Below are 22,420 nucleotides of genomic sequence, written 5' to 3' on the forward strand. Positions count from 1 at the left end.
CGCGGCCCGGGACTTGCTCAGCCGAAGCGGCGCCCGGCCGGGTTGGTCGGCAGCAGGGTCAGGACCAGGAGGACGAGGGAGCCGAGGCTCGGGATGAAGGCGAGGAAGAACAGCGGTCCCGGCAGGTTCGCGTCCTGCAGCCGCCGCCAGGTGAGAGCGGCGTCCGGGATGATCGTCGCGAGCAGGAAGAGGACCAGCAGGATGGCGCCGACCGCGATGAGCGGACCGGGCCGGCTCTGCCCGGTCACCGGGTCGTACGAGACGCCGACGAGTGCGCCGCCGATCATGATCACGACGAGCACCATCCCGATCAGGAAGTACGCGAGGCGCATCCACCAGAACTCGCTGAGGCTGGCGCGACCGGTGAAGGTCGCGTACTTCTTCCAGTACCGGACGAAGGCCTGCGTGAACGACGCGCCGTAGAGGGGCCACTCGAGCGGCGGCTGCCCCGGACCCGCGGCGGGAGGCATCGGTCGACCGTAGGGCGAGGGCGGCGGGGGCGGTGCGTAGGACATCGGTTCCTCCGGGGACGGTCGGGGCGTGCGTCCATCGTGGCGGATGCGGCGACTTTTTTGTGACGAATCGCCCCCGGCATGACACCTACGCCGCCGTCGCGGCGCTCGGCTTCGACGCGGCCGAACTCGCCCAGCTCGCCGAGAACTCGATCACCGCGTCGTTCGCGGATGCCGCCCGCAAGGCGGATCTGATCGCGCGGGTGCGGGCGTGGGCGGCATCCGCCTGACTCAGTCGACCTCGGCCTTCGGCCAGACGTACGGCAGGTCGTCGGGATCGTCGAAGCCCTGCGCGCGGTAGTACGCGAGATCCTTGCGGAGCAGGTTCGAGCGGTGCGAGCGATGGACGTCCTCGCGGTCGAACCAGGGCGGCATCCGAACCGTCCCCGACCGGTACTCGGCACCGTCCTCGGGGATCTCGTCGAGCGTCGCCAGGGTCGAGGCCCGCGTCGTGTCGGCGAAGCCGCGCCGCACCCACTCGTCGACCGTGAGGTCCTGGTAGACCATGAGCGCCGCGCGGTGCCCGCGCCACATGGCGACCGCCGGGTGGTGGCGCCAGCCGTAGTCCGGGATCGTCAGCGCGCGCATCACCTGCAGGGTCTCGACGCGCTGCTTGCCGAGGCGCTTCGTGTCGAGCGCGGCCATGCCGCGGGCGAGGTCGGCGTACGGGACGAAGGTCTGCACGTCAGCGGACCTTACGGATGCGGATGGCTCCCTTCGCGGTGGACGGGTCGACGACCTGCCCGCGCTGGGTGATCTCGACCTCGCCGGCCGCGACGAGTCGCCGCGCGGCGCGACGGGCGGGTTCCATGAGGTCGCGCCAGTCGTCGCCGCCGACCGCTTTCGCCGCCTCGGACGGGCAGATCGTCGCCGACGCGGCCCGCGCATCCAGCAGCTCGACGATCGTTCGCGTGAGCTTCTCGTCGACGGGACGGATGCCGCGCTTCCGGCACGCGTCGGAGCAGTACTTCACGTCGTCCCAGGTCTTCTCCCACTTCTTGCGCCACTGGATCTCGCGCCCGCACGAGGCGCAGGACTTGGGTGCCGGGGTGGAAGCCATGCCGCGACGCTACGTCGGAGAGCCGACACGGGCGAAGGGGTTGCGGGCGGGCACCTCACACCTCGGGCTGGCAGCGCGGGCACCACCAGGTGCGGCGACGCTCGGGGTCGTTCGAGACCTCGTTGCGGACGAGGATGCGGGTGCCGCACCGCAGGCACGGGCGTCCCGCGCGCCCGACGACCCAGTGCGACTCCCCCTTGCGGGTCGAACCGGTGGTCACCTGGTACATCCCGGGCGCGGTCGCCGAGACCCGCAGCATCCGTGTCGCCCTCTCGACGAGCGACACGAGATCGACCGACCCGATCGGTGCGAAGGGATGCGCGCCGGAGAGGAACGCGGTCTCGTTGACCCACAGGTTGCCGAGACCCGCCAGGTTGCGCTGGTCGAGGAGCGCCGCGACGACCGTTCGATCGGGCCGCGATGCGAGCCGGCGCACCGCCTCGGCGGCATCCCAGTCCTCGCGCAGCGGATCAGGACCGAGGTACCCGAGCACCGCGTCCTCGCCCGCCGTGGCGACGAGTTCGACGACGGGCAGGTCAATCCCCCACAGCGTCGAACCGGCGTCGAGGCGCATCCGCACGCGCACCCGGTGCTCCTCGCGGGACGGGATGCGGCGACCCGGCCGCGTGACTGTCCAGCTCCCCTGCATCCGCAGGTGCGTGTGCAGCGTGTGCCCCGTGTCGAACCGGGTCAGCAGGTGCTTGCCGTGGGTGTCGTACGCGACGATCCGTGCGCCGGTGAGCGGCGTGCCCGCCGCGCCACCCGAGCGCAGCTCACCCGAGGCGATCGTGTGCCCGACGGATGCCGCGGCCAGCCGCTGCCGCAACCGGAACACGCTGTCGCCCTCCGGCATCCGTCTCCTCATCCCCGTGTCGCTCCAGCCGAACTACGAGTCACCACCCGCGTGCCGAATCACCACCCATCGTCATGCATTCCGGTGGTGATTCGGCCGTTGAGTGGTGACTCGGCGCTGCGGAGTCGCGCACGAGCACGTCGGCACGTGCGAGACGGGCCGTCCGGGTTTCAGCCGGCGGCGCGCAGCCAGACCGTCGTCGCGCCGGGCAGGCGGTCGCCCGCGAGCTCGGCGCTCGCGAGCAGCACTTCACCCGCGGGCAGATCGGCCGGCTCGTCGCCGAAGTTCGTGACCACGGTCCACCCGTTCGGACGCGAGAACGCGAGCACGTCATCGCGTCCCGTCTCGAGCCAGGTCAGCTCCTCCGCCGTCTGCAGCTCGTGCCGTAGCTCCAGCGCACGGCGGTAGAGGTTCAGGGTCGACGCGGGGTCGTCCTCCTGCGCCTCGACCGACATCCCGCCGAACCACTCCGGCTGCGGCAGGTGCGATCCGCCCGAGCCGAAGCCGAACGACGACCCGGACACGGTCCAGGGGATCGGCACCCGGCATCCGTCCCGCCCCTTGTCCTCGCCGGGGCTGCGGAAGAACGTCGGGTCCTGCCGCTGGTCATCGGCGATGTCGGCGACCTCCTGCAGCCCGAGCTCCTCGCCCTGGTAGACGTAGGCCGAGCCCGGCAGCCCCAGCACGAACGTGCTCGCCGCGCGGGCGCGCCGCAGGCCGGCCTCGGCGTCGAGCGCAGGCTCGGCGCCGCCCGAGAGCAGCCACTCGTTGCCGTGCTTGCGCGACGGGCGGCCCGAGGCATCCCGCTCCGGATGCGGCAGCCCGTACCGCGTCGCGTGCCGGACGACGTCGTGGTTCGAGAGGACCCACGTCGTCGACGACCCCGACGAGGCGGCGAGCGCGAGGTTGTCGGCGACGATCCGCCGGAACTGGCCGGCGTCGAAGTCGGCCTCGAGCAGATCGAAGTTGAACGCCTGGCCGAGGCTCTCGGCGCTCGCGTACAGCGGCACGCGCGACGGGTCGACCCACGCCTCGGCGACGGCGGTGCGCGGCGGGTCGTAGGAGTTGAACACCCGACGCCACTCGGCGTAGACCTCGTGCACGTCGTCGCGGTCCATCATCGGATGCTGCCCGTCGCGCGGCATCGCGTCGAGCTCGGCCTGCGTGGGAAGCTCCTCGGGCAGGTCCTTCGTCAGCATGTGGGCGACGTCGATGCGGAACCCGTCGACGCCCCGGTCGGACCAGAAGCGCAGCGTCCGCACGAAGTCGGCCCGCACCTCGGGGTTCGACCAGTCGAGGTCGGGCTGCTCCACGGCGAAGTTGTGGAGATACCACTGACCGTCCTCGACGCGCTCCCACGCCGGGCCGCCGAAGGCCGACGTCCAGTCCGCGGGCGGCTCCTCGCCGTTCTCACCCTTGCCGTCGCGGAAGATGTACCGCGCGCGCGCCGCCGAGCCGCGCCCGGCGGCGAGCGCCTCCTGGAACCAGGCGTGCCGGTCGGAGGTGTGGTTCGGCACGATGTCGATGACGACCTTGATACCCGCCTCGTGGAGGGCGGCGATGAGCGCGTCCGCGTCGTCGAGCGTCCCCAGCCGCGGGTCCACGTCGCGGTAGTCCGCCACGTCGTAGCCGCCGTCGGCGAGGTCCGACGGGTAGAACGGGCTCATCCAGATCGCATCGACGCCGAGTTCCTTCAGATAGGACACCCGGGAGCGGATGCCGCGAAGGTCGCCGATGCCGTCACCGTCGGCATCCGCAAAGCTGCGGGGATACACCTGGTAGACGACCGCCTGCCGCCACCATTCGGGCAGCTCGGCGTCGGTGAGGTCGGCGGTCTCGGGTGCGGTCTGCACGTCGGAGGTCACGAGGGTCCTTTCGAGGTTGCGGTGGTCGATCAGCCCTTGACGGCGCCCTGCGTCACGCCCTCCATGACCCAGCGCTGGGTGAAGAGGTACGCGAGGATCGCGGGGGCCATGGCCATCAGGTACGACGCGAACGCGACGTTGTAGTTGTTGCTGAACTGCGTCTGGAACAGGTTCTGCCGCACCGGGAGCGTCTGCATCGACGGGTCCGAGATGATGAGCGACGGCAGCATGAAGTCGTTCCACGCGTAGAGGAAGGCGAAGATGCCCACCGTCGCGCTCATCGGGGCGAGCAGCGGGAAGATCAGCTTCCAGAACGTCTGCCACGTCGTCGCGCCGTCGATGCGCGCGCTCTCCTCGAGTTCGAGGGGGATCGAGCGCAGGAACGCCGTGAACAGCAGCACGCTGAAGCTCAGCTGGAACATCGTCGCGAGCAGGATGACACCCACGGGGTTGTCGAGGCCGAGGCGTCCGGTCAGCTGGATCTGCGGCAGCGCGACGACGGGGAACGGGATGAACATCGCCGCCAGCAGGTAGAAGAACGAGTAGCGGAAGAGCTTGCGGTCCCAGTTGCGGACGATCGCGTACGAGGCGAACGCGGCCAGGATGATCGTCGCGACCACCGTCCCCGCCGTGACGAAGAACGAGATCGCGGCACCGACGGGGAACTGCGTGAGGTTCCACGCCTGCACGAACCCGTCGAAGCTGAACGGGGCCGGCAGCGAGAACGCGTTGCCGTCGACGGCCTGCCCCGTCGTCTTGAGCGACATCGAGATGGTGACGTACAGCGGCAGGAGCACGGTGACCGAGCAGAGGAAGAGGATGACGGTGCCCGACCAGTTGGGGCGCTCGGCGCCCGTCTTGCGCCGACGGCGCGGCGGTTCGGTGGGGCGGTCGGGGGCGGTGACAGCGTCGGCCTGTTCGAAGGCGAGCGCGGGCTGCGTGGTGGACATCAGACCTTGTTCCTTCCCCGCGTGAGCGAGAGCTGGAGGAGAGAGATGAGGACCGCGACGATGAAGAAGATCGTCGCGTTGGCCATCTGGTAGGCGTAGTCGCCGCCGTTGAAGCCCGCGATGATCGTCATCGCGACGCTGCGCGTCGCGGTCCCGGGACCGCCGCCGGTGAGGCCGACGATGATGTCGTATGCGTTGAGGAAGCCCTTGAAGCCGAGGATCACGTTGATGACGACGTACCCGGCGACGAGCGGGATGGTGATGCGCAGCAGCTGCTGCCGCTTGGAGGCCCCGTCGATGTCGGCCGCCTCGTACACGTCGCCCGGCACCGACAGCAGCCCTGCGATGTAGATGAGGAGCGTGCCCGGGATCGCCTGCCACGCGGTGACGATGACGATCGCGATCCAGGCGAGGTCGGGGTTCGCGAGCAGGCTCTCCTGCAGCCACGGGACTCCGAGCGCCGAACCCGCCGAGGGCAGCGAGTTCGAGAACAGGAAGTTGAAGACGTAGGCGATGATGATGCCCGAGATGACCATCGGGATCACGAAGATCGTCCGGAGGCCCGTCTTGAAGCGGATGCGGGAGGTCAGGCCCACGGCCAGCAGGAACGCCGCGATGTTGACCACGATGACCGTCGCCACCGCGAAGCCGGCCGTGAACAGGTAGCTCTGCAGGATCGCGGGATCGCTGAACAGGGCGATGTAGTTCGTGAACCCGATGAAGTTCCACTCCCCCAGCCCGATCGAGTCGGTCAGGCTGAAGAAGATGCCGATGATCCCGGGGACGCTGATCGCCAGGGTGAACAGCAGCACGGTGGGCAGCAGGAACAGGTAGTAGATCGGTTCGACGCGTTTGCTGCTGCGCCGACGCGTGCGGTCGCCCTGCGTCAGGAGGGTCGTCGTCGACCCGGTGGTGGTGGTCATCGCGTGGCCTCCTCAGCCTCGTCGGTGAGGACGGGCTGGCGGAACGCGAGCCGCGACCAGTCGCTGTCCATGGTGGCGAACGTCTGCGCCGGGTCCTGCCCGAACACCAGCGCCTGCGCGTAGGCGAAGACGGGGATCGTCTTCGGCACGAGGACGGACGGGCCCTGGTAGATGGCGCCGGCGTCGTAGAACTCCTGCATGCCCTGGACCCGCGGGTCGTCGGGCGGAGCGGCATCCGTCGTCGGAGCGAAGCCGAGCTGGGACTCGTTGTACGCCTCGATGATCTCGGGCTGGTACAGGTACTCGAGGAAGTCCCGCGCCGCGTCCTTCTTCGTGGAGGCGTCGGGGATCATGGCCGCGAGGTCCATGTTCACGCGGATCGCGCGGTCGTCGGGGTCGTCGGTCATCGGCAGCGGGAAGGTGCCGAGGGGCGCGTCGGGCGCGGTCTTCGCGATCTCGCTGAAGGCCCAGGGCCCCTGCAGGTACATCGCCGCCTGGCCCTCGCCGAACGCGAGGTTGCCGTCGCCGTAGGCCCGGCTGTCGGCATCCTCATTGGTGTACTCGGTGGCCAGCTGCAGCATCTTCTCGGCCGGCTCCGTGAAGTCCTTCTCGAACGAGACGTCCGAGGACCCGTCGACGTCGGCGCCCTCGGCGGCCAGCCTGTCGAAGAAGTCGATGACGTCGATGGAGCCGCCGATCGCGTAGTCGTACCAGCCCTGCGCGACCGTCCAGTCGTCCTTGAACGTGCCGTAGAACGGCGTGACGCCGGCGGCTTCGAGCGCGTCGCACACGGCGATCAGCTCGTCCCACGTCGTGGGGACCTCGAGCCCGTTCTCCTCGAAGATCTGCGTGTTGTAGATCACCGACGAGGCCATCACCGAGTACGGCAGGGCGCTCGTGCGGCCCTCGCAGGTGCCGTACTGCTCCATGAGCGGCTGCAGGTCCTCGCGCACGGTGGCCGCGGCATCCGTGTCACCGAGATCGCTGAGCGCGCACCGCTGGACGAAGCGGGCGACCTCGTAGTTGTAGTTGGCCAGCATGATGTCGGGCGGGTTGCCGCGCACGAAGCTCGCCGAGACGACGTCGACGCCCGACGTGTCCATCTCGACCGTGACGGCGTCCTGCGAGGCGTTGTAGTCCTTCACGACGTCCTGCATGAAGGTCAGCGCCTCGCGTTTGCTGAAGGTGAAGCGGATGGTCTCGCGGCCGTCGGCGGAACAGCCGGCCAGGGTCGCGGCGCCGAGGGCGGCGACGGCCAGCGCGGCGGCCGCCCGTCGGCGGCGGGGAGTGGTCGATGACATGTGTATCCGATCGCGTCGTTGCGGACGAAGTTCTCACTCACGAGGTGATGCGGCGATTATATTTAGTCGCCAAATCAATGTGATGCAGGCAATATTGCAGGGCGCGTCCCGAAAGGTCAAGACCCCGATGTCGACACTCGCCTCCTCCCCGGCACGGCCTGCCAGCCACGACGCCGTGCTCGCTTTCGCGTGGGACTCCTCGGAGTTCACCGCGACAGAGGCCCTGCAGTCCACGGGGTTGACGCGGTCGACCACGATCGAAGCGACCGACGCGCTCGTCGCACGCGGCCTGCTGCGCGAGCTGCCGAACGCCCGCCTCGCCGGCGATTACCGCAAGGGACGACCCGCCCGGCGCTTCGTCCTGCGCGAGGACGCCGCTGTCGTCGTCGGTGTCGACGCCGGCCACGAGCACGTGTCAGTGACGGTCTCCGACCTGCGCGGAACGCGGATCGCGGATGCCGACACCCGCCTCGTCCTGGACCGCGACGACGGTCCCGCACGCGCGGCTATCGTCGCGGAAACGATCGACAGCGCCCTCGCCGCCGCCGACGTCACGCGGACCGACGTGCTGGCCGTGTGCGCGGGCGTGCCCGCGCCCGTCGATCGCACGGGCCGGTCGCCGCGGCATCCCACCCGCTTCTGGGAGCGGATGAACCCCGACCTCGCCGACGTGCTGTCGTGGGCGCCGATCGTGCGCATCGAGAACGACGCCTCGCTCGCGGCCATCGCCGAAGGGTCGGTCGGCGCCGCGAAGGGATGCCAGGACTACATCGCGCTGCTGGCCGGATCACGCCTGGGCGCCGGCGTCGTCGTCGACGGTCGCCTGCTGCGCGGCAGCCACGGCGGTGTCGGCGAGATGGTCGCGTTCGACCACGTCGACGGCGTGCACGGGGCCGAGGGCCTCGGCCATCGCGTGGCCGCGTGGGCGGCCGAACTCGCGCAGTCCGGTGAGGCGACGGCGGGGTTCCGCGACGTCGCGCCGGAATCGCTCGACGCGCGGACGGTGCTCGCGATGGCCGCGCAGGGGGATGCCGATGCCCTCCGCATCGTCGACCGGGTGGGCCTCGCGCTCGCCCGCATCGTCAGCGTGTTGGGCAGCATGTTCGACCCCGAGCGGGTGGTGGTCTCGGGCGCGATCGCCGACGGCGTGGCCGAGGTGGTCGCCGCCGCCCGGCGCTCGCTGCCGACCGACCTCGACCTGCCCGCGCCCGAGCTCGTCGCCTCGACGCTCGGCGGCGAGGTCGTCGTGACCGGTGCGGTCGCCGCCGCCGTCGCATCGGCCCGCGAGCGGGTGCTCGACGTGTGGGGCGCCGCCGGCTGAGCAGCGCGCGGCGCGGGTTCTGTCAGCGTGCGCCGCGGCGGGGGTCCTGGCCCGAGCGGGTGTAGGCGCGCCAGAGGATGCGCGCGTGGCGCTCCTTCGCGCGCTCCACGCCCGCCTCGTCGCCGCGGGCGGCGGACCACCACTCGGCGAAGCGCTCGCGCATCGCGCTGAGCACGATGTCGAGTCCCGCGTGCGGCGGCGGGGGGACGACCGCCTTCTCGGCCGGCATCCGTCCCTTCGGGGCGAGTGAGTCGTTCGCGTGCTTCACGATGAGGTCGGCGGCACCCACGGCGTGCGCGTTGATGATCGAGTGCGCCGCTCCCCGGATCTCCCAGCGGCGCGCGCGCCGGGCCACGGCGACGAGCCGGGAGTGGAACCGGCGCGGGGACGTCGCGTCGTACTCGCCGCGGATCAACAGGACGGATGCCTCGACGAGCGGCATCCGCTCGATCAGCCGGTACCGCAGCAGATGCGGGAGCACCTGCACGAAGTAGACGAAGCCGCAGAGGACGTACGCCGACAGCGCCGTCATGGCGAGGTGGAACGTCTCGCGGGTGGCGGACTGCGCGAAGCGGAGCGCGACGATCGGGAGCGACGACTCCTGGTCGTTGACCACGGGGCTCACGAGCACGGCGTGACGCAGCTGCGACCGGCGGATGAGCACCTCGGTGACGATCTGCGTGCCCATCGAGTGGCCGATGATCACGGGGTCGTCGAGCCCGTAGTGGTCGAGCACCTCCTCGACCCGATCGGCGAAGAACTCGGCCGTGGGCTGGTCGCCGGGGCGCGGCATCCCCGCAAAGCCCGGAAGGTCGAGGGCGAAGACGTCGCCGTGCTCGGCGAGCGACGGGGCGAGGAACTCGAAGTAGGTCGCCGCGACCCCGACCCCCGCGACCAGCACGAACGGGCGGCCGCCGTCGCCCGCGGTGGTCTCGACCCGCGTGACCCGCGTGCGGCGATCGCCGTGGCCGACGTGCTCGACGTCGACGTCGGGGGCGTCCTCTGTCGCGGGCATGCCCCCAGGATGCCAGGTCGCGCGCACCGCTAGCGCAGGGCCGCACCGCGCACAAGCGCTGGGGATCGGTCCGCGGCATTCCTACGCTGGCGCCATGCTGCGCCACCTCGTCATCGTGCTGGGCGACCAGCTCGACCACGAGTCGAGCGCGTTCGACGACTTCGACGCGGCTCACGATGCGGTCTGGATGGCGGAGGTCGCCGAGGAATCCGAGCACGTGTGGAGCACGAAGCAGCGCACTGCCGTCTTCCTCGCCGCCATGCGCCACTTCGCCGCCGAACTGACGGATGCCGGGCGCCCCCTCCACTACGCGAAGCTCGACGCCCGCGGGACCCGGGGCTCGCTCGCCGAGCAGCTCGCCGCCGATCTGACCACGCTGAAGCCCGAGGCGCTTATCGTGACGGAGCCCGGGGAGTGGCGTGTGCGGGAGGCGCTCCGCGAGGTCGCCGAGACCACCGGCATCCCGCTGGAGATCCGTGAGGATCGCCACTTCTTCAGCACCGTCGCGGAGTTCGCCGCGCACGCTGAGGGCCGTAAGTCGCTGCGGATGGAGTACTTCTACCGCGAGATGCGCAAGAAGCACGACGTGCTGATGACGACGCGCGGCCAGCCCGTCGGCGGCCAGTGGAACTACGACGCCGACAACCGAAAGGCATTTCCGAAGCAGGGCCCGGGGCTCGTACCGCCGCGCGCGCGATTCGAGCCCGACGGCATCACCGGCGACGTCATCGCCCTCGTCGAGAAGCGGTTCGGCGACCACCCCGGCTCGCTCGACTCGTTCGCGTGGCCGGTGACCCGGGCTCAGGCGCTCGAGGCGCTCGACCTGTTCATTGCCGAGCGGCTGGCGGGCTTCGGCGAGACACAGGACGCGATGTGGCCGGGCGAGCCGTGGCTGTGGCACGCGCACCTGTCGTCGTCGATGAACCTCAAGATGCTGACTCCGCGCGAGGTCGTCGCCGCGGCCGAGGCGGCGTACCGGGCGAAGAAGGCGCCGCTCGCGGCCGTCGAAGGGTTCATCCGCCAGATCCTCGGCTGGCGCGAGTACGTCCGCGGGATCTACTGGACGCAGATGCCCGGATACCTCGAACGGAATGCCTTCGAGGCGTTCGAGCCGCTACCGGACTTCTACTGGACCGGCGACACCGCGATGGCGTGCCTGCAGGACGCGATCGGCACGACGCTCGAGAACGGGTATGCGCACCACATCCAACGCCTCATGGTGACGGGTCTGTACGCGATGCTCCTCGGCGTCGATCCGAAGGAAGTCCACGCCTGGTACCTCGCGGTGTACGTCGATGCGGTCGAGTGGGCGGAACTGCCGAACACCCTCGGGATGAGCCAGTACGCGGACGGCGGGCTGATGGGCAGCAAGCCGTATGCCGCGACCGGCAAGTACATCGATCGCATGAGTCCGTACTGCAAGACGTGCCCGTTCGATCCCGCGAAGCGGGTCGGCGACGACGCGTGCCCGTTCACGACCCTGTACTGGGACTACCTCATCCGGCACGAGGAGCAGCTCGCCGCCAACCACCGCATGTCGCTGCAGGTGAAGAACGTCTCGCGCCTGGACGACGACGAGATCACCGGCATCCGCGAACGCGCCGACGCGATCCGCCGCGGCGATGTCCCCGTTCCGAGCCACGCCTGACCCCACCCGAGCAAGGAGAAACCATGACCTCGACCGACATCGCCCTCGTCACCGGTGCCCGCGGCGGCGTCGGCAGCGCCCTCGTCGCCCGGCTGCGGGCGCGCGGGCTGCGGGCGCGCGGGCTGCGGGTCGCCGCGGTGGGGCGGGATGCCGCATCGCTCACCGCCGTCGAGGCGGACGCGCACATCGAGGCCGACGTGACGACGCCCGAGGGTGCCGCCGCCGCACTCGAAGGTTGCCGGTCCGAGCTGGGTGACGCGCCCGCCTGGCTCGCGCACGCGGTGGGCAGCACGCTCATCACGCCGCTGCACCGCACGAAGGCCGACGCGGCGCGCAACATCCTGCGGGTGAACCTCGAGAGCAGCATCTGGATCCTGCAGGCCTGGCTCGAGGCGACCGGCAAGGAGCCCGGTGCCGCGGTGTTCGCGAGCTCCGTCGTCGCGCGAATCGGCGTCGCGAACCACGAGGCGATCGCCGCAGCGAAGGGCGGTGTCGAGGCGCTCGTGCGCAGCGCTGCCGCGACGTATGCGAGCCGCGGCATCCGAGTCAACGCGGTCGCTCCGGGCATGACCGACACCCCCATGACGGCCGGGATGCTGAGCGTCCCGATGCAGCGGGAGGGCGCCGAGAAGCAGTACCCGCTGGGCGGGGTGCAGAGCGCCGACGACGTGGCGGCGGTCATGGACTGGCTGTTGTCGGCGGATGCCGCCCGCATCACCGGTCAGGTGATCCCGGTCGACGGCGGGTTCACGACCATCCGTCCGCTCGTGAAATAGGTCAGCGGGTCACGTCGTAGACGTCGTCGTCGTTCCGCGTCACGGCAAGCGTGTCGTCGGCGTCGCCCGGGTAGACCGGCCATGCGCCGCCCGTCGAGCAGAAGTCGACCCGATCGCGCGGGAACTCGCTCGCGTCGATCCCGTCCCGTCACGACGACGAGCGCCTGGGCGTCGTCGCGGTCCGAGAGGTCGGGAACCGCCTTCGTGTCGACGTCGAGCCGGGCGGCGACATCCGCTGGGGTCTCGTACGGACAGGCGACCGTGAACCGCTTCGCCCCCTCCTCGGGGAGCAGGTCGGTCACGGTGAGGGTCGACCCCGCCGCGACCGTGCCGAGCACACGCTCCTCGATGTCGCTCGACGTCGGCGCGCACGCCGTGGTCAGGCCGGCGGCGAGGAGGGCGAGGGACAGGGCGGCGAGTGCGCGGTTCATGCTTCCTGTCTACGGGGATGCCGCGCCGCGATCATCGGCCTCGCGAGGCATCCGTGTCCGTCGGAAGGATGACGCGGGTCGTCAGTCCTGCTCCAGCACGCGCTTGGCTTTCGCGAGCGACGCCGTGAGCGTGGAGCGCACCTCGCCGGCGATCATCGCCTGCGCGAGGCGCATGACGCCGGTCGGTTCCGCCTCGATGCGCACCCTCACGAGGGTCGCGCCGTTCGCGTCGGCGAACGTCAGCTCGGACGAGGTCGCCATGACGCCGCTGGTGCTGGTGATCGCCATGCGGGTGCCCGGTTCGTACCCGGTCACACGCCAGTCGAACGCGAACTCGCGCCCGACCGCCCGCATCCGGGTGTGCAGCGTCGACCCGACGCCGACGGGCGGAGGCGAGGTCAACTCCTCCGAGATGACCGACTCGTCCCAGCGGGCGCGCCCCTCGGTGAAGAAGGCGAAGACCTCGTCCACCGGGCGGTCGATCGTGACGGACTCGGCGACGGTGAACATGTCCTCACCCTAGGTGGGATCCGATGGGGGTCGACGCGTGGGCCCGATCTTCCAGCTCCTCTCGGAGACGCGCTTTAGCCCGGTGGTAGCGGCTGCGGACGGTGCCCTCCTTCATCCCGAGGATCCGGCTCACCTCGATGAGCGAGAAGCCCTCCCAGTGCACGAGACCGATGATGTCCCGGTCCACGACGTCGAGCGCCCGAACGGCCCCAAGGAGGTCGTCGTACTCGTCGGAGTCCGCGAACCCGGGGTGCGCCGTGCCGGCCAGCTCATCCCGCAACCGGTCGGCGAGGGCGTGGCGCCGGGTCACACCTCGGAAGTGATGCAGCAGGGTGCCGCGGGCGAAGGAGAACATCCACGGGCGCACCTCGTCGTCGGCCGGGGGCAGCGACGAGGCCCGGCGCCAGAGGGCGAGGAGCGTGTCGGCCAGCAGGTCGGCGGCGTCGCTCTCGGATCGGACGCGGCGCGCGAAGTACGCCAGCAGATCGGGCGCGTGCGCGCGCACGGCCGCCTCCATCCGCGCCGCCCGATCGTCGGAACGCCTCATCCTTCCGCCTCGGGGACACACGTCATCCCCCACGCGTCGACCGCGCGCGCGGACGCATCGCGCGTCTCGCCGAGCCATGCGACACCGGGGAACGCCTCACCCGCGAAGGAGCGCAGCACCGGCTCCAACGCCTCGTCGACGCGACGCTCGCCGTCCGCATCGTCGGCGAGAGGGGGTGCGGCGTCGTACAGGCGCTGCCCCAGACCCGTCCAGCCGTGCTGGCTGATCGCGCGATCGAGGGTCGCCTGGTCGCCCACCTGGGGGTTGCGCAACTCGATCCAGGCCCGGCACTGCTCGACATGGCCTGTTCCGGTGGTCCACGTGACGGGGATGGGCTCGTTGCTGCGGACGTTCTCGAGCGGCATCCCCACGCCGGCCCAATGGGACATGACCACGGTGGCCGTCCCGGCACCCGCGGTCAGCGCGAGGGCACCGCCGACGACTACGGGGAGGACCCACCGTGCGCGAGGTCTCCTCCCCTCGCGTACGCGGGGCGGCGTCGTCGCATCCACCACACCGAGCGCGGCGGTGCGAAGTTCTGACGACAGCGGCACCGCCATCGTCGTGAGCGTGTCGTCGAGATCCGTCGGATTCATTCGGCTCCTCCTGCCTTCTCCCCCGACATTCCCGGCAGCGGCCGAAACGTTGCACGCGTCAGCAGACTCTCCCACGGCGTCGCGGCGCGCCGCGGCTCCGGCCGTTCACCGATGCAACAGATCCGAGGCGACACGCCGGGGACGGATGCCGGGGCGCGGCGTGTCGCGCGGCATCCATTGCATCCGTGAACACCCTGCCCGCGAACACGCCACGGGCGCGTGCCTCAGCCCCGCCCCACCGCCTGGAACCCGCGCAGGCGCAGGCTGTTCGTCACCACGAACACCGACGACAGCGCCATCGCGGCGGCGGCGACAAGCGGGTTGAGCAGCGCGGCCATCGCGAGCGGGATCGCTGCGACGTTGTACGCGAACGCCCAGAACAGGTTGCCCTTGATGATCCCGAGGGTCCGCCGCGCGAGGCGCACCGCGTCGGCAACGACGAGGGGATCGCCCGAGACGACGGTGATGTCGGATGCCGCGATCGCCGCATCCGTCCCGCCACCCATCGCGATCCCGAGGTCGGCAGCGGCGAGCGCCGCGGCGTCGTTGACACCGTCGCCGACCATCGCGACGACTCGGCCTTCGCCCTGCAGCCGGCGGATCGCGTCGAGCTTGCCCGCCGGCGTCACCCCGGCCTCGACGCGGGAGATCCCGACCTCGGCGGCGACCCGCGCTGCCGAGGAGGCGGTGTCGCCGGTCAGCAGGATCGGCTCGAGCCCGAGCTCGCGGAAGCGGGCGATCGCCGCGGCGCTCGTGGGCTTCACCGTGTCGGCGACGACGATCGCACCGAGGTACTCCCCGTCCCGGGCGACGGCGACGACCGTGCCCCCGGGCAGATCCGCAGGTACGGCGACGGCCCACTGCTCCGCGAGCCACGACGGCCGGCCCGCGACGACCGCCGCGCCGTCGACGACACCCTGCACACCGAATCCGGCGTGCGACTGGAAGGACTCGACACCCCCCGCTGTCGAAGCCGCCACGATCGCCCGCGCGACGGGGTGCTCCGACCCCGACTCGACCGCCGCCGCGACGGCGAGCAACTCCTCCCGCGACACGCCCGCGGGCAGCACCTCGGTCACGCTCATCCGCCCCGTCGTGACGGTGCCGGTCTTGTCCAGGACGATCGTGTCGACGGTCCGGGTCTGCTCGAGCACCTGAGGTCCGCGGATCAGGATGCCGAGCTGCGACCCGCGCCCGGTTCCCACCAGCAGGGCGGTCGGGGTCGCGAGACCCAGCGCGCACGGGCAGGCGATGATGAGCGTCGCTACCGCCGCGGTGAACGCGAGCTCCCACGGCGCGCCGGCGATCGTCCAGCCGACGAGGGCGACCAGCGCGAGGCCGATCACGACGGGGACGAAGACGGCCGAGACCCGGTCGGCGAGACGCTGCACCTCGGCCTTGCCCGTCTGCGCCTCCTCCATGAGCCGCCGCATCCGCGCCAGCTCGGTGTCGGCACCCACCCGGGTGATCTGCACCTCGAGGCGTCCGCCGACGTTGATCGTCGCGCCGACGACGCGCGACCCCTCCGCGACCTCGACGGGCATCGACTCGCCCGTGAGCATGCTCGCGTCGACGCTGCTCATCCCCGCCGTGACGAGACCGTCCGAGGGGATCTTCTCGCCCGGACGCACGACGACCGTGTCGCCGACGACGAGCTGTGAGACGGGCACGCGCGTCTCGACACCGTTCTGCAGCTTCGCGGCATCCGTGGCCCCGAGCTCGAGCAGCGCGCGCAGCGCCTCGGACGACGCCCGCTTCGCGCGGGCCTCGATGTAGCGCCCGGCGAGGATGAAGACGGTGACGAGCGCGGCGACCTCGAGGTAGATCTCGTGCCCGCCCGCCCGCGGCGCCCCGACGAGCGTGAAGGACATCGTCATACCGGGCATCCCCGCGCCGCCCGAGGAACAGGGCGTAGAGCGACCAGCCGAACGAGGCGATCACGCCGAGACTGATGAGGGTGTCCATCGTCGCGGCGCCGTGGCGCAGGTTGACGGCCGCGGCCCAGTGGAACGGCCACGCGCCCCACACCGCGACGGGAGCCGCGAGGGTCAGCGCGAGCCACTGCCAGTACTCGAACTGCAGCGCCGGGATCATCGACATCAGCGCCACCGGCAGCGACAGCGCGGCGCTTATCAGCAGACGGTTGCGAAGCGGCGTCGTCTCGTCATCCGCCTCCGTCGTCTCGGGCTCGGGCTCGGGCGCGGGCACCGTCGCCGCGTACCCGGCGGCCTCGACCGTCGCGATGAGCTGCGCCGTGTCGATACCCTCGGCACGCACGCGCGCCTTCTCGGTGGCGTAGTTGACGGATGCCTCGACCCCGGGCAGCTTGTTGAGCTTGCGCTCGATCCGGGTGGCGCACGAGGCGCACGTCATCCCGGAGATGTCGAGTTCGACGTCGGTGGTGCTCACGCGGACACCCGGGTGTATCCGGCCTCCTCGATGGCGGCGGTCAGGGCGTCGTCGTCGAGGGGGGTCGCGCTGTGCACGGTGACGTGCGAGGTGCCGCCGGCGACGAGGTCGACGGTCACGGCCTCGACGCCGTCGATCTCGGAGAGCTCCTCGCGGACGCTCGCGGCGCAGTGGCCGCAGGTCATACCGGTGACGAGCAGTTCCTCGGTGACGGCGGATGCCGGGGCGGCAGGCGTCGCGGATGCGGAGACGTCGGTGACGCCCAGCTGGATGCGTTCGGTCATGGTGTTTCCTCCAGGTTCAGGAGCGAGTTCAGGAGCGGACGAGACGGGCGATCGCGTCGTTCGCCTCGCGGATCTTGTCGGCGGCGACCTGCCCGCCTTCGGCGCTCGCCTCGGCGACGCAGTGGCTGAGGTGGTCGGCGAGCAGCGAGAGCGCGACGGTTTCGAGGGCCTTCGTCGCCGCGGACACCTGCGTGAGGATGTCGATGCAGTACTTGTCCTCGTCGACCATGCGGGCGATGCCGCGCACCTGTCCCTCGACGCGGCGCAGCCGCTTCTGCAGGTCGTCCTTGTTCGCGTCGTAACCGTTCACGCAGGATACGGTACCCCCCTAGGGTATTCGCGTCAAGGCGTCTGGGGTCACGGCATCCCTTCCCCTGTCACAACGCGCCGCGCGCGGCCGCACTTCGTGACAGGGGAGCGTCGGAGGGGTCGCCACCCCCGGCTTCCCCTATCACGACACGCCGCGCGGGGCCGCACTTCGTGACAGGCGAGCGGATGCCGCGGCCCACCGCGCCCGGCGGACTCTGCGAAAGTGGGGGCATGACCCCCGGCATCCCCTCGGCTCCCCGCATCGTCGTCATGGGCCCGAGCGGCTCGGGCAAGACCGCCGTCGGCGCGGCTCTCGCCGTCGACTTCGGTGTCGATTTCGTCGACGCCGACGACCTGCACCCGGCATCCAACGTGCAGAAGATGGAGCGGGGCGAACCCCTCGACGACGACGACCGCGGGCCGTGGCTCGATCTCGTCGGCGCCGCCCTCGCCGACGCGCCCGGCCTCGTGATTGCGTGCTCGGCGCTCGCCCGCCGCTACCGCGACCGGATCCGAGCCGCGGCCCCCGACGTCCGTTTCGTCGAGCTGGTCGTCTCACCCGAGGAGCTGGACCGTCGGATGCGGTCGCGCGAGCACTTCATGCCGCCCGCCCTGCTCGCCTCGCAGCTCGCGACCCTCGAGCACCTCGGCGACGACGAGCCCGGCGTGGCGGTCGAGAACGTCGGCGGCATCCTCGACGTCGCCCGCCAGGCGCGCATCGCCGTCGACGTCCTCGACGCCTGAGCACCCCCGCAAGGGCGCGCCCGGACAGAATGGACCGCATGGCCGAATCGAGCGATTGGCGGCGGTACTACGCGTCGGCAGCGGGGCGGGCGCCGCGGCCGCACCTGCGTGCGGCGCTCAGCCACGTGCAGCGCCCCGGAACGGCGATCGATCTCGGTGCGGGCGACGGCGTCGACTCCCGCTTCCTCCTGGCCGAGGGGTGGCGGGTCGTCGCGATCGACAAGACGCCCGGCCTCGGCGAGCGCATCGGCCTGGACGCCGGTCCGCGCCTCGATGCGCGCGACACGACCTTCGCGGACGTCGACGACCTTCCGGCGGCGGACCTGGTCTTCGCCGGCTACTCGCTGCCGTTCGCGACCGAGGCCGAGTTCACGCACGTCTGGTCGCAGCTGACCGCGGCGCTGGTCCCCGGCGGCGTGTTCGCGGGGCAGCTCTTCGGCGACCGGGACGACTGGGCCCACCTCGACGACGTGCGCACGCACACGGCCGAGCAGGTCCGCGACCTCCTCGCGGGGTGGCACGTCCTGCTCCTCGACGAGGTCGAGCGCGACGGCCCCTCCGGGCGCGGCCCGAAGCACTGGCACGTCTTCGACATCATCGCCCGGCGCCGCTGAGCCCCGCGGCATCCTCGCCCGCAAGGGCGCGCCCGGCGGCATCCCCGCGTCATACAATCACCGAAGACGCCCCTAGCCCGAGGAGACCGCCCATCGACGAGCACCGCGCACCCGCCACGGCGCCCGCGCCCTGGCGGCACGCGGTCGGCCGGCTGGTCCACATCTCGCGCCCCGTGCTGTGGATCAACACGATCGGCACCGGCGTGCTCGGGATGTGGCTCACCGGCGCGCTGCTGGATCCCGCGGCGATCCCGCTCCTCGTCTGGCTGACGCTGCCGTTCAACCTGCTGATCTACGGCGTGAACGACATCTTCGACCAGGAGACCGACGCCCTGAACCCGCGCAAGGGGTCGATCGAGGGCGCCCGGATCGAGCCGCGCGAGGTGCGGACGATCGTCTGGGCCGTCGCGATCACGAACGTGCCGTTCCTCGCGTGGTTCCTGATCGCCTACCCGCTCGCCGCGAACGCGCTGATCCTGCTCTACACGGCGGTGTTCGTGTTCTACTCGGCGCCGCCGCTGCGGTTCAAGCAGCGACCGTTCCTCGACTCGCTCAGCAACGCGGCCTACGGGCTCCCGCTGCTGATCGTCCCCGTCGCGCTCGGCGCTCCGCCGCTGTGGCATGCCGTGGCCGGGCTGCTCGTCTGGAGCGTCGCGAAGCACGCCTACGACGCTGTCCAGGACATCGACGAGGACCGCGAGGCCGGCATCCGGACGACCGCCGTCCTCCTCGGGCCGCGCGGCACGGCGCTCTGGAGCGGCTTCTGGTGGCTCGTCTCGAGCGTGCTGTTCGCGTTCGTCAGCATCCCGGTCGCCGCGCTCAACGCCGTCATCGCCGGTGTCCTCGTCGTGTGGATGCTGGTGCGCCCCACTCCCGCGACCGGTCGCCGCCTCTACCCGGTGTCGATCGCGTTCCCGTACGTCGCCGGGTCGGTGGCGAGCGGGTTGCAGCTGACGAAGATGTTCTTCGAGGCGTACGGATGAGCCGCATCGTGGTGGTCGGTGCCGGACTCGGGGGGCTGGCGGCATCCGCTCTTCTCGCCCGTGCCGGTCACGAGGTGACTCTGCTCGAGGCGGCGGACCGGGTCGGCGGCAAGAGCCGCAGGCTCGAGGTCGACGGCGAGCGCATCGACTCGGGGCCGTCGCTCGTGACCTTCCCCGGTGTGTGGGACGAGCTGCGGCGGCGCCTCGGTGCGGCCGACGAGCTCCAGCTCGAGCGACTGCCCGAGGTCGGCCGGTACTACTACGACGGCGAGGAGGTCACCCTCCCTGTGCCGCCGGATCACCGCTGGTACCCCGCGTGGAAGCGGTTCAGCGACCTGCACGCTCCGCTGGCCGACGACGTGACCGCGCTGCTCGTCGCCGACCCGCTCGACCGGCGGTCGCTGCCGGCGCTGCGCCGGCTGCTCGCCGTCTACGGCCCGCGGCTCAGCACCCGGGCCTACCTCGACAGCCTCACGTGGATGCCCGACGGGCTGCGCGAGATCATCGCGATCCACACCCTCAATGCCGGGGTGTCGCCGTCGCAGACGCCCGCGCTCTACGCGAGCATGCCGGCGATCATGGCGGCATCCGGCGTGTGGGTTCCGCGCGGCGGCGTGTACGAGATCCCGCTCGCGCTGGAACGGATGGCGGATGCCGCGGGTGTCGACATCCGCACCGGCGAGACCGTGACGCGCCTCGAGCGCGGCCGCGTCACGACGGCCAGCGGATCGTTCGCCGCCGACGTCGTCGTGAGCGCCCTCGACGCCGACCGCGTCGACGCGCTGCTCGGCCGGCGACCGCGGCGGGCGAGCGCGCTGTCGTGCTCGGCTGTCGCGATCTACGGGGCGCTGCGCGAGCCGCTGCCCGAGCGGATCGCGGCGCACAGCGTCATCCTCCCGACCAAGCCCGACGCGCTGTTCCGCAGCCTCGCCGCGGGCGACGAGCCCGCCGACACGATGGCGTTCGTGAACCTGTACCGAGCGGGCGAGATCTACCCGAACGACCGCAGCACGCTCGCGCTGCTGCTGACCGCTCCGGCCGACGGGTCGGGGTACAGCCTCGAGCATCCGTTCGTGCGCCGCGAGGTCGAACGGATCTCGCGGACGATGGGTCTCGATGAACTGCTGACCGACACGATGACGGATGCCGCGGTCCTCGACCCGCGCTACTTCGGCACGTTCGGCGAACGCCACGGCGCGCTGTACGGCGCCGCGCGACCGCTGTGGATGAGCGGCCCGCTGCACCGCCCCGCGCACCACGACCCGCGGACACCCTGGCTGTGGCGCGTCGGCGCCTCGGTGCACCCGGGCGGCGGGATCCCCGCCGTGCTCGGCGGAGCGATGATGGTCGTCGCGAAGCTGTTGCAGCGGCATCCGGTCTGATCGGAGTCGGGTTCCGGGGACGCGATTCGTCGCGTGCGCGGACGGTGAACGACAGGATGCGCCCCTGGAGCGCGGGCCGCGGCTCCGGGGACGCGATTCGTCGCCCGCCGCGCGCGGGAGCGACCGAACGCGTCCCCGGAACGCTCGCCCGTAGCATCGGCGTGTGACGACCTACGCTGTGATCCGCCGTGCCCGCGCCGCCGACGTTCCCGCGCTCGTCGACCTGCGCGCGCAGATGATGCGCGACATGGGTGCGGACACGGGCGACGAGTCCTGGCGAGCGGATGCCGCGGCCTGGTACCGCGCCCGTCTCGCCGAGCCGATGCGGTGCGCCGCGATCATCGCCGAGGTCCCCGGCGACGGCGTCGTCGCGTGCGCCGTGGGCACGGTCGACGACCACGCGCCGTCGCCCCGCAACCCGAGCGGACTGCGGGGCGAGATCGCGAACGTCGTGACGTTCCCCGCGTTCCGCCGCCGCGGGCTCGCCCGCACCTGCGTGGAAGCGCTGCTGCAGTGGTTCGACGCCGAGACGGCCGTCCGCGTCGTGCGCCTCGCTGCGACGGCGGACGGCGAGGCGCTCTACCGGCGACTCGGTTTCAGCGAGCCGCGCGACCTGATCCTGGAACGACGGATGCCGCGCTGATCCGAGCAGGACGGGGGGACGACCCGGCATGTAGGAACCGCTCAGAGATGTCCGCGGACTCCGCGGCGGGATGCGGCAATCCGTCGCGAAATGTCCACCGGTCCCAGCACATCGAACTGACCGAGATGTCCATCGCTGGAGAGCTGTCCTTCGTTGGGACTGGTCGGGTCCGCATCAACGTCCTCGTCGCAAGAAATGAGCTACGCCCCGCTCCGGCACCCAGCGCTGCCTATGGGCGCAGGCCGAGTGCTTCAGTCCCGGGCGGACGCTGTCAGCTCCATCATCCTCTGTGCATAGGTGTCACTGTCGATCTCCCCCTCGTCGTACTGGCGCATCAGCTCATCAATCTGGGCCTTTAATTCAGCTCGATCCATCCTTGACTCCAAACTCGTCGTTCGTGAAGAAGGGGCGTGAGGAACGAACTGATGACAGTTTCGGTTTAGGCCGCGAGTGTGAGCGGCTCGGTTAGCTTGGCTTCGAACTCGATCGGCGTCAAGCCGCCGAGGGTGTCCTGGGCGCGTTGGCGGTGATACTTCCGCTCGATCCAGACGACGATCGCGAGCCGCAGCTCCTGCCGAGTCGTCCACCGCTGCTGGTTGAGCACGTTCTGGGCTGACCCCGTTTCGTAGGTCCGGTGGTTCTGAGAGTGGTCCTGTCGCCCGGAGTCGCGGGCAGGGAGACTGGTCAGATCATGTCGAACAGCAGGAAGCGTCACACCCCGGAGCAGGTCGTCCGTAAGCTCGG

General features: G+C 71.0%; 24 protein-coding genes and 2 pseudogenes. 9 read left to right on the top strand and 17 right to left on the bottom strand.

Annotation, left to right across the window (positions count from 1 at the left end):
• Positions 1–17 precede the first annotated feature (17 nt).
• Entirely contained in the window at positions 18–470 is a 453-nt protein-coding gene (locus ACPEH0_RS11460) for a DUF805 domain-containing protein (RefSeq protein WP_366214605.1), read from the bottom strand.
• A 104-nt stretch (positions 471–574) separates the two neighbouring features.
• On the opposite strand from ACPEH0_RS11460, the gene ACPEH0_RS11465 reads away from it, so the two are divergent.
• Positions 575–742 (top strand): hypothetical protein, encoded by a 168-nt coding sequence (locus tag ACPEH0_RS11465; protein WP_366214606.1) that lies wholly within the window; start codon positions 575–577, stop codon positions 740–742.
• Between the two features lies 1 nt (position 743).
• On the opposite strand, the gene ACPEH0_RS11470 is transcribed toward ACPEH0_RS11465, so the two are convergent.
• From ACPEH0_RS11470 to ACPEH0_RS11500, 7 genes are all read right to left on the bottom strand, one after another.
• The gene (locus ACPEH0_RS11470) at positions 744–1,196 is read right to left on the bottom strand and encodes an MSMEG_6728 family protein (protein ID WP_366214607.1); all 453 of its coding nucleotides are present in this window, start codon (positions 1,194–1,196) and stop codon (positions 744–746) included.
• Between the two features lies 1 nt (position 1,197).
• A complete protein-coding gene (locus ACPEH0_RS11475) occupies positions 1,198–1,572 on the bottom strand; it encodes a DUF2256 and DUF3253 domain-containing protein (protein WP_366214608.1) in 375 nt (124 codons plus the stop codon).
• A gap of 55 nt (positions 1,573–1,627) precedes the next feature.
• A complete protein-coding gene (locus ACPEH0_RS11480) occupies positions 1,628–2,425 on the bottom strand; it encodes a DNA-formamidopyrimidine glycosylase family protein (RefSeq protein ID WP_366214609.1) in 798 nt (265 codons plus the stop codon).
• A 170-nt stretch (positions 2,426–2,595) separates the two neighbouring features.
• On the bottom strand, positions 2,596–4,290 hold the full coding sequence (locus ACPEH0_RS11485) for a glycoside hydrolase family 13 protein (protein ID WP_423719466.1): 1,695 nt from the start codon (positions 4,288–4,290) through the stop codon (positions 2,596–2,598).
• Positions 4,291–4,319: 29 nt separating this feature from the next.
• Positions 4,320–5,240 (bottom strand): carbohydrate ABC transporter permease, encoded by a 921-nt coding sequence (locus ACPEH0_RS11490; protein ID WP_253034655.1) that lies wholly within the window; start codon positions 5,238–5,240, stop codon positions 4,320–4,322.
• Positions 5,240–6,163, bottom strand: a complete 924-nt coding sequence (locus tag ACPEH0_RS11495; RefSeq protein WP_366214610.1) for a carbohydrate ABC transporter permease — start codon at positions 6,161–6,163, stop codon at positions 5,240–5,242. The genes ACPEH0_RS11490 and ACPEH0_RS11495 overlap by 1 nt, the downstream gene beginning before the upstream one ends.
• A complete protein-coding gene (locus ACPEH0_RS11500) occupies positions 6,160–7,464 on the bottom strand; it encodes an ABC transporter substrate-binding protein (RefSeq protein ID WP_359918509.1) in 1,305 nt (434 codons plus the stop codon). Before ACPEH0_RS11500 ends, ACPEH0_RS11495 begins: the two co-directional genes overlap by 4 nt.
• A gap of 127 nt (positions 7,465–7,591) precedes the next feature.
• Between ACPEH0_RS11500 and ACPEH0_RS11505 the strand changes: the two genes are divergently transcribed.
• Positions 7,592–8,785: an ROK family protein gene (locus ACPEH0_RS11505; protein WP_366214611.1), complete on the top strand. Its 1,194-nt coding sequence runs from the start codon at positions 7,592–7,594 to the stop codon at positions 8,783–8,785.
• A gap of 22 nt (positions 8,786–8,807) precedes the next feature.
• Here ACPEH0_RS11505 and ACPEH0_RS11510 read toward each other — a convergent pair whose 3' ends face one another.
• A complete protein-coding gene (locus ACPEH0_RS11510) occupies positions 8,808–9,800 on the bottom strand; it encodes an alpha/beta fold hydrolase (RefSeq protein WP_366214612.1) in 993 nt (330 codons plus the stop codon).
• 94 nt (positions 9,801–9,894) lie between these two features.
• On the opposite strand from ACPEH0_RS11510, the gene ACPEH0_RS11515 reads away from it, so the two are divergent.
• On the top strand, positions 9,895–11,448 hold the full coding sequence (locus ACPEH0_RS11515) for a cryptochrome/photolyase family protein (RefSeq protein WP_366214614.1): 1,554 nt from the start codon (positions 9,895–9,897) through the stop codon (positions 11,446–11,448).
• A gap of 23 nt (positions 11,449–11,471) precedes the next feature.
• Positions 11,472–12,224, top strand: a complete 753-nt coding sequence (locus tag ACPEH0_RS11520; protein ID WP_366214615.1) for an SDR family NAD(P)-dependent oxidoreductase — start codon at positions 11,472–11,474, stop codon at positions 12,222–12,224.
• On the opposite strand, the gene ACPEH0_RS11525 is transcribed toward ACPEH0_RS11520, so the two are convergent.
• The 7 genes and pseudogenes from ACPEH0_RS11525 to ACPEH0_RS11555 form a co-directional block, all read right to left on the bottom strand.
• On the bottom strand, positions 12,170–12,655 hold the full coding sequence (locus ACPEH0_RS11525; protein ID WP_366214616.1) for a hypothetical protein: 486 nt from the start codon (positions 12,653–12,655) through the stop codon (positions 12,170–12,172). The genes ACPEH0_RS11520 and ACPEH0_RS11525 overlap by 55 nt on opposite strands.
• Before the next feature lie 81 nt (positions 12,656–12,736).
• The gene (locus ACPEH0_RS11530) at positions 12,737–13,165 is read right to left on the bottom strand and encodes an SRPBCC family protein (protein WP_366214617.1); all 429 of its coding nucleotides are present in this window, start codon (positions 13,163–13,165) and stop codon (positions 12,737–12,739) included.
• Positions 13,166–13,169: 4 nt separating this feature from the next.
• A complete protein-coding gene (locus tag ACPEH0_RS11535) occupies positions 13,170–13,712 on the bottom strand; it encodes an RNA polymerase sigma factor (protein ID WP_366214618.1) in 543 nt (180 codons plus the stop codon).
• Positions 13,709–14,308: a hypothetical protein gene (locus ACPEH0_RS11540; protein ID WP_366214619.1), complete on the bottom strand. Its 600-nt coding sequence runs from the start codon at positions 14,306–14,308 to the stop codon at positions 13,709–13,711. Before ACPEH0_RS11540 ends, ACPEH0_RS11535 begins: the two co-directional genes overlap by 4 nt.
• 224 nt (positions 14,309–14,532) lie before the next feature.
• Positions 14,533–16,717 (bottom strand): annotated as a pseudogene (locus ACPEH0_RS11545) (heavy metal translocating P-type ATPase).
• Positions 16,714–17,001: a heavy-metal-associated domain-containing protein gene (locus ACPEH0_RS11550; RefSeq protein ID WP_366214620.1), complete on the bottom strand. Its 288-nt coding sequence runs from the start codon at positions 16,999–17,001 to the stop codon at positions 16,714–16,716. Before ACPEH0_RS11550 ends, ACPEH0_RS11545 begins: the two are co-directional and overlap by 4 nt.
• 28 nt (positions 17,002–17,029) lie before the next feature.
• Complete coding sequence (locus tag ACPEH0_RS11555; RefSeq protein ID WP_064002763.1) at positions 17,030–17,311, bottom strand: metal-sensitive transcriptional regulator; 282 nt, start codon at positions 17,309–17,311, stop codon at positions 17,030–17,032.
• A gap of 230 nt (positions 17,312–17,541) precedes the next feature.
• Here ACPEH0_RS11555 and ACPEH0_RS11560 point away from each other — a divergent pair, with 230 nt between their 5' ends.
• The 5 genes and pseudogenes from ACPEH0_RS11560 (at position 17,542) to ACPEH0_RS11580 (ending at position 21,676) form a co-directional block, all read left to right on the top strand.
• A complete protein-coding gene (locus ACPEH0_RS11560; protein WP_366214621.1) occupies positions 17,542–18,054 on the top strand; it encodes a gluconokinase in 513 nt (170 codons plus the stop codon).
• 38 nt (positions 18,055–18,092) lie between these two features.
• Entirely contained in the window at positions 18,093–18,668 is a 576-nt protein-coding gene (locus tag ACPEH0_RS11565; protein WP_366214622.1) for a class I SAM-dependent methyltransferase, read from the top strand.
• Positions 18,569–19,612 (top strand): annotated as a pseudogene (locus ACPEH0_RS11570) (UbiA family prenyltransferase); the annotation flags it as partial. The gene ACPEH0_RS11565 and the pseudogene ACPEH0_RS11570, both read left to right, overlap by 100 nt.
• Positions 19,519–21,033 carry a phytoene desaturase family protein gene (locus ACPEH0_RS11575; protein WP_423719467.1) on the top strand — a complete coding sequence of 505 codons (1,515 nt, stop codon included), beginning with the start codon at positions 19,519–19,521 and terminating at the stop codon, positions 21,031–21,033. The pseudogene ACPEH0_RS11570 and the gene ACPEH0_RS11575, both read left to right, overlap by 94 nt.
• A gap of 163 nt (positions 21,034–21,196) precedes the next feature.
• A complete protein-coding gene (locus tag ACPEH0_RS11580; RefSeq protein WP_366214623.1) occupies positions 21,197–21,676 on the top strand; it encodes a GNAT family N-acetyltransferase in 480 nt (159 codons plus the stop codon).
• Between the two features lie 439 nt (positions 21,677–22,115).
• Here ACPEH0_RS11580 and ACPEH0_RS11585 read toward each other — a convergent pair.
• Positions 22,116–22,420: IS3 family transposase (locus ACPEH0_RS11585; protein WP_366214624.1), on the bottom strand; the 305-nt coding region annotated here is incomplete at its 5' end.

Source organism: Microbacterium sp. NPDC079356 (assembly GCF_049545465.1).
Lineage (GTDB): Bacteria > Actinomycetota > Actinomycetes > Actinomycetales > Microbacteriaceae > Microbacterium > Microbacterium gawkjiense.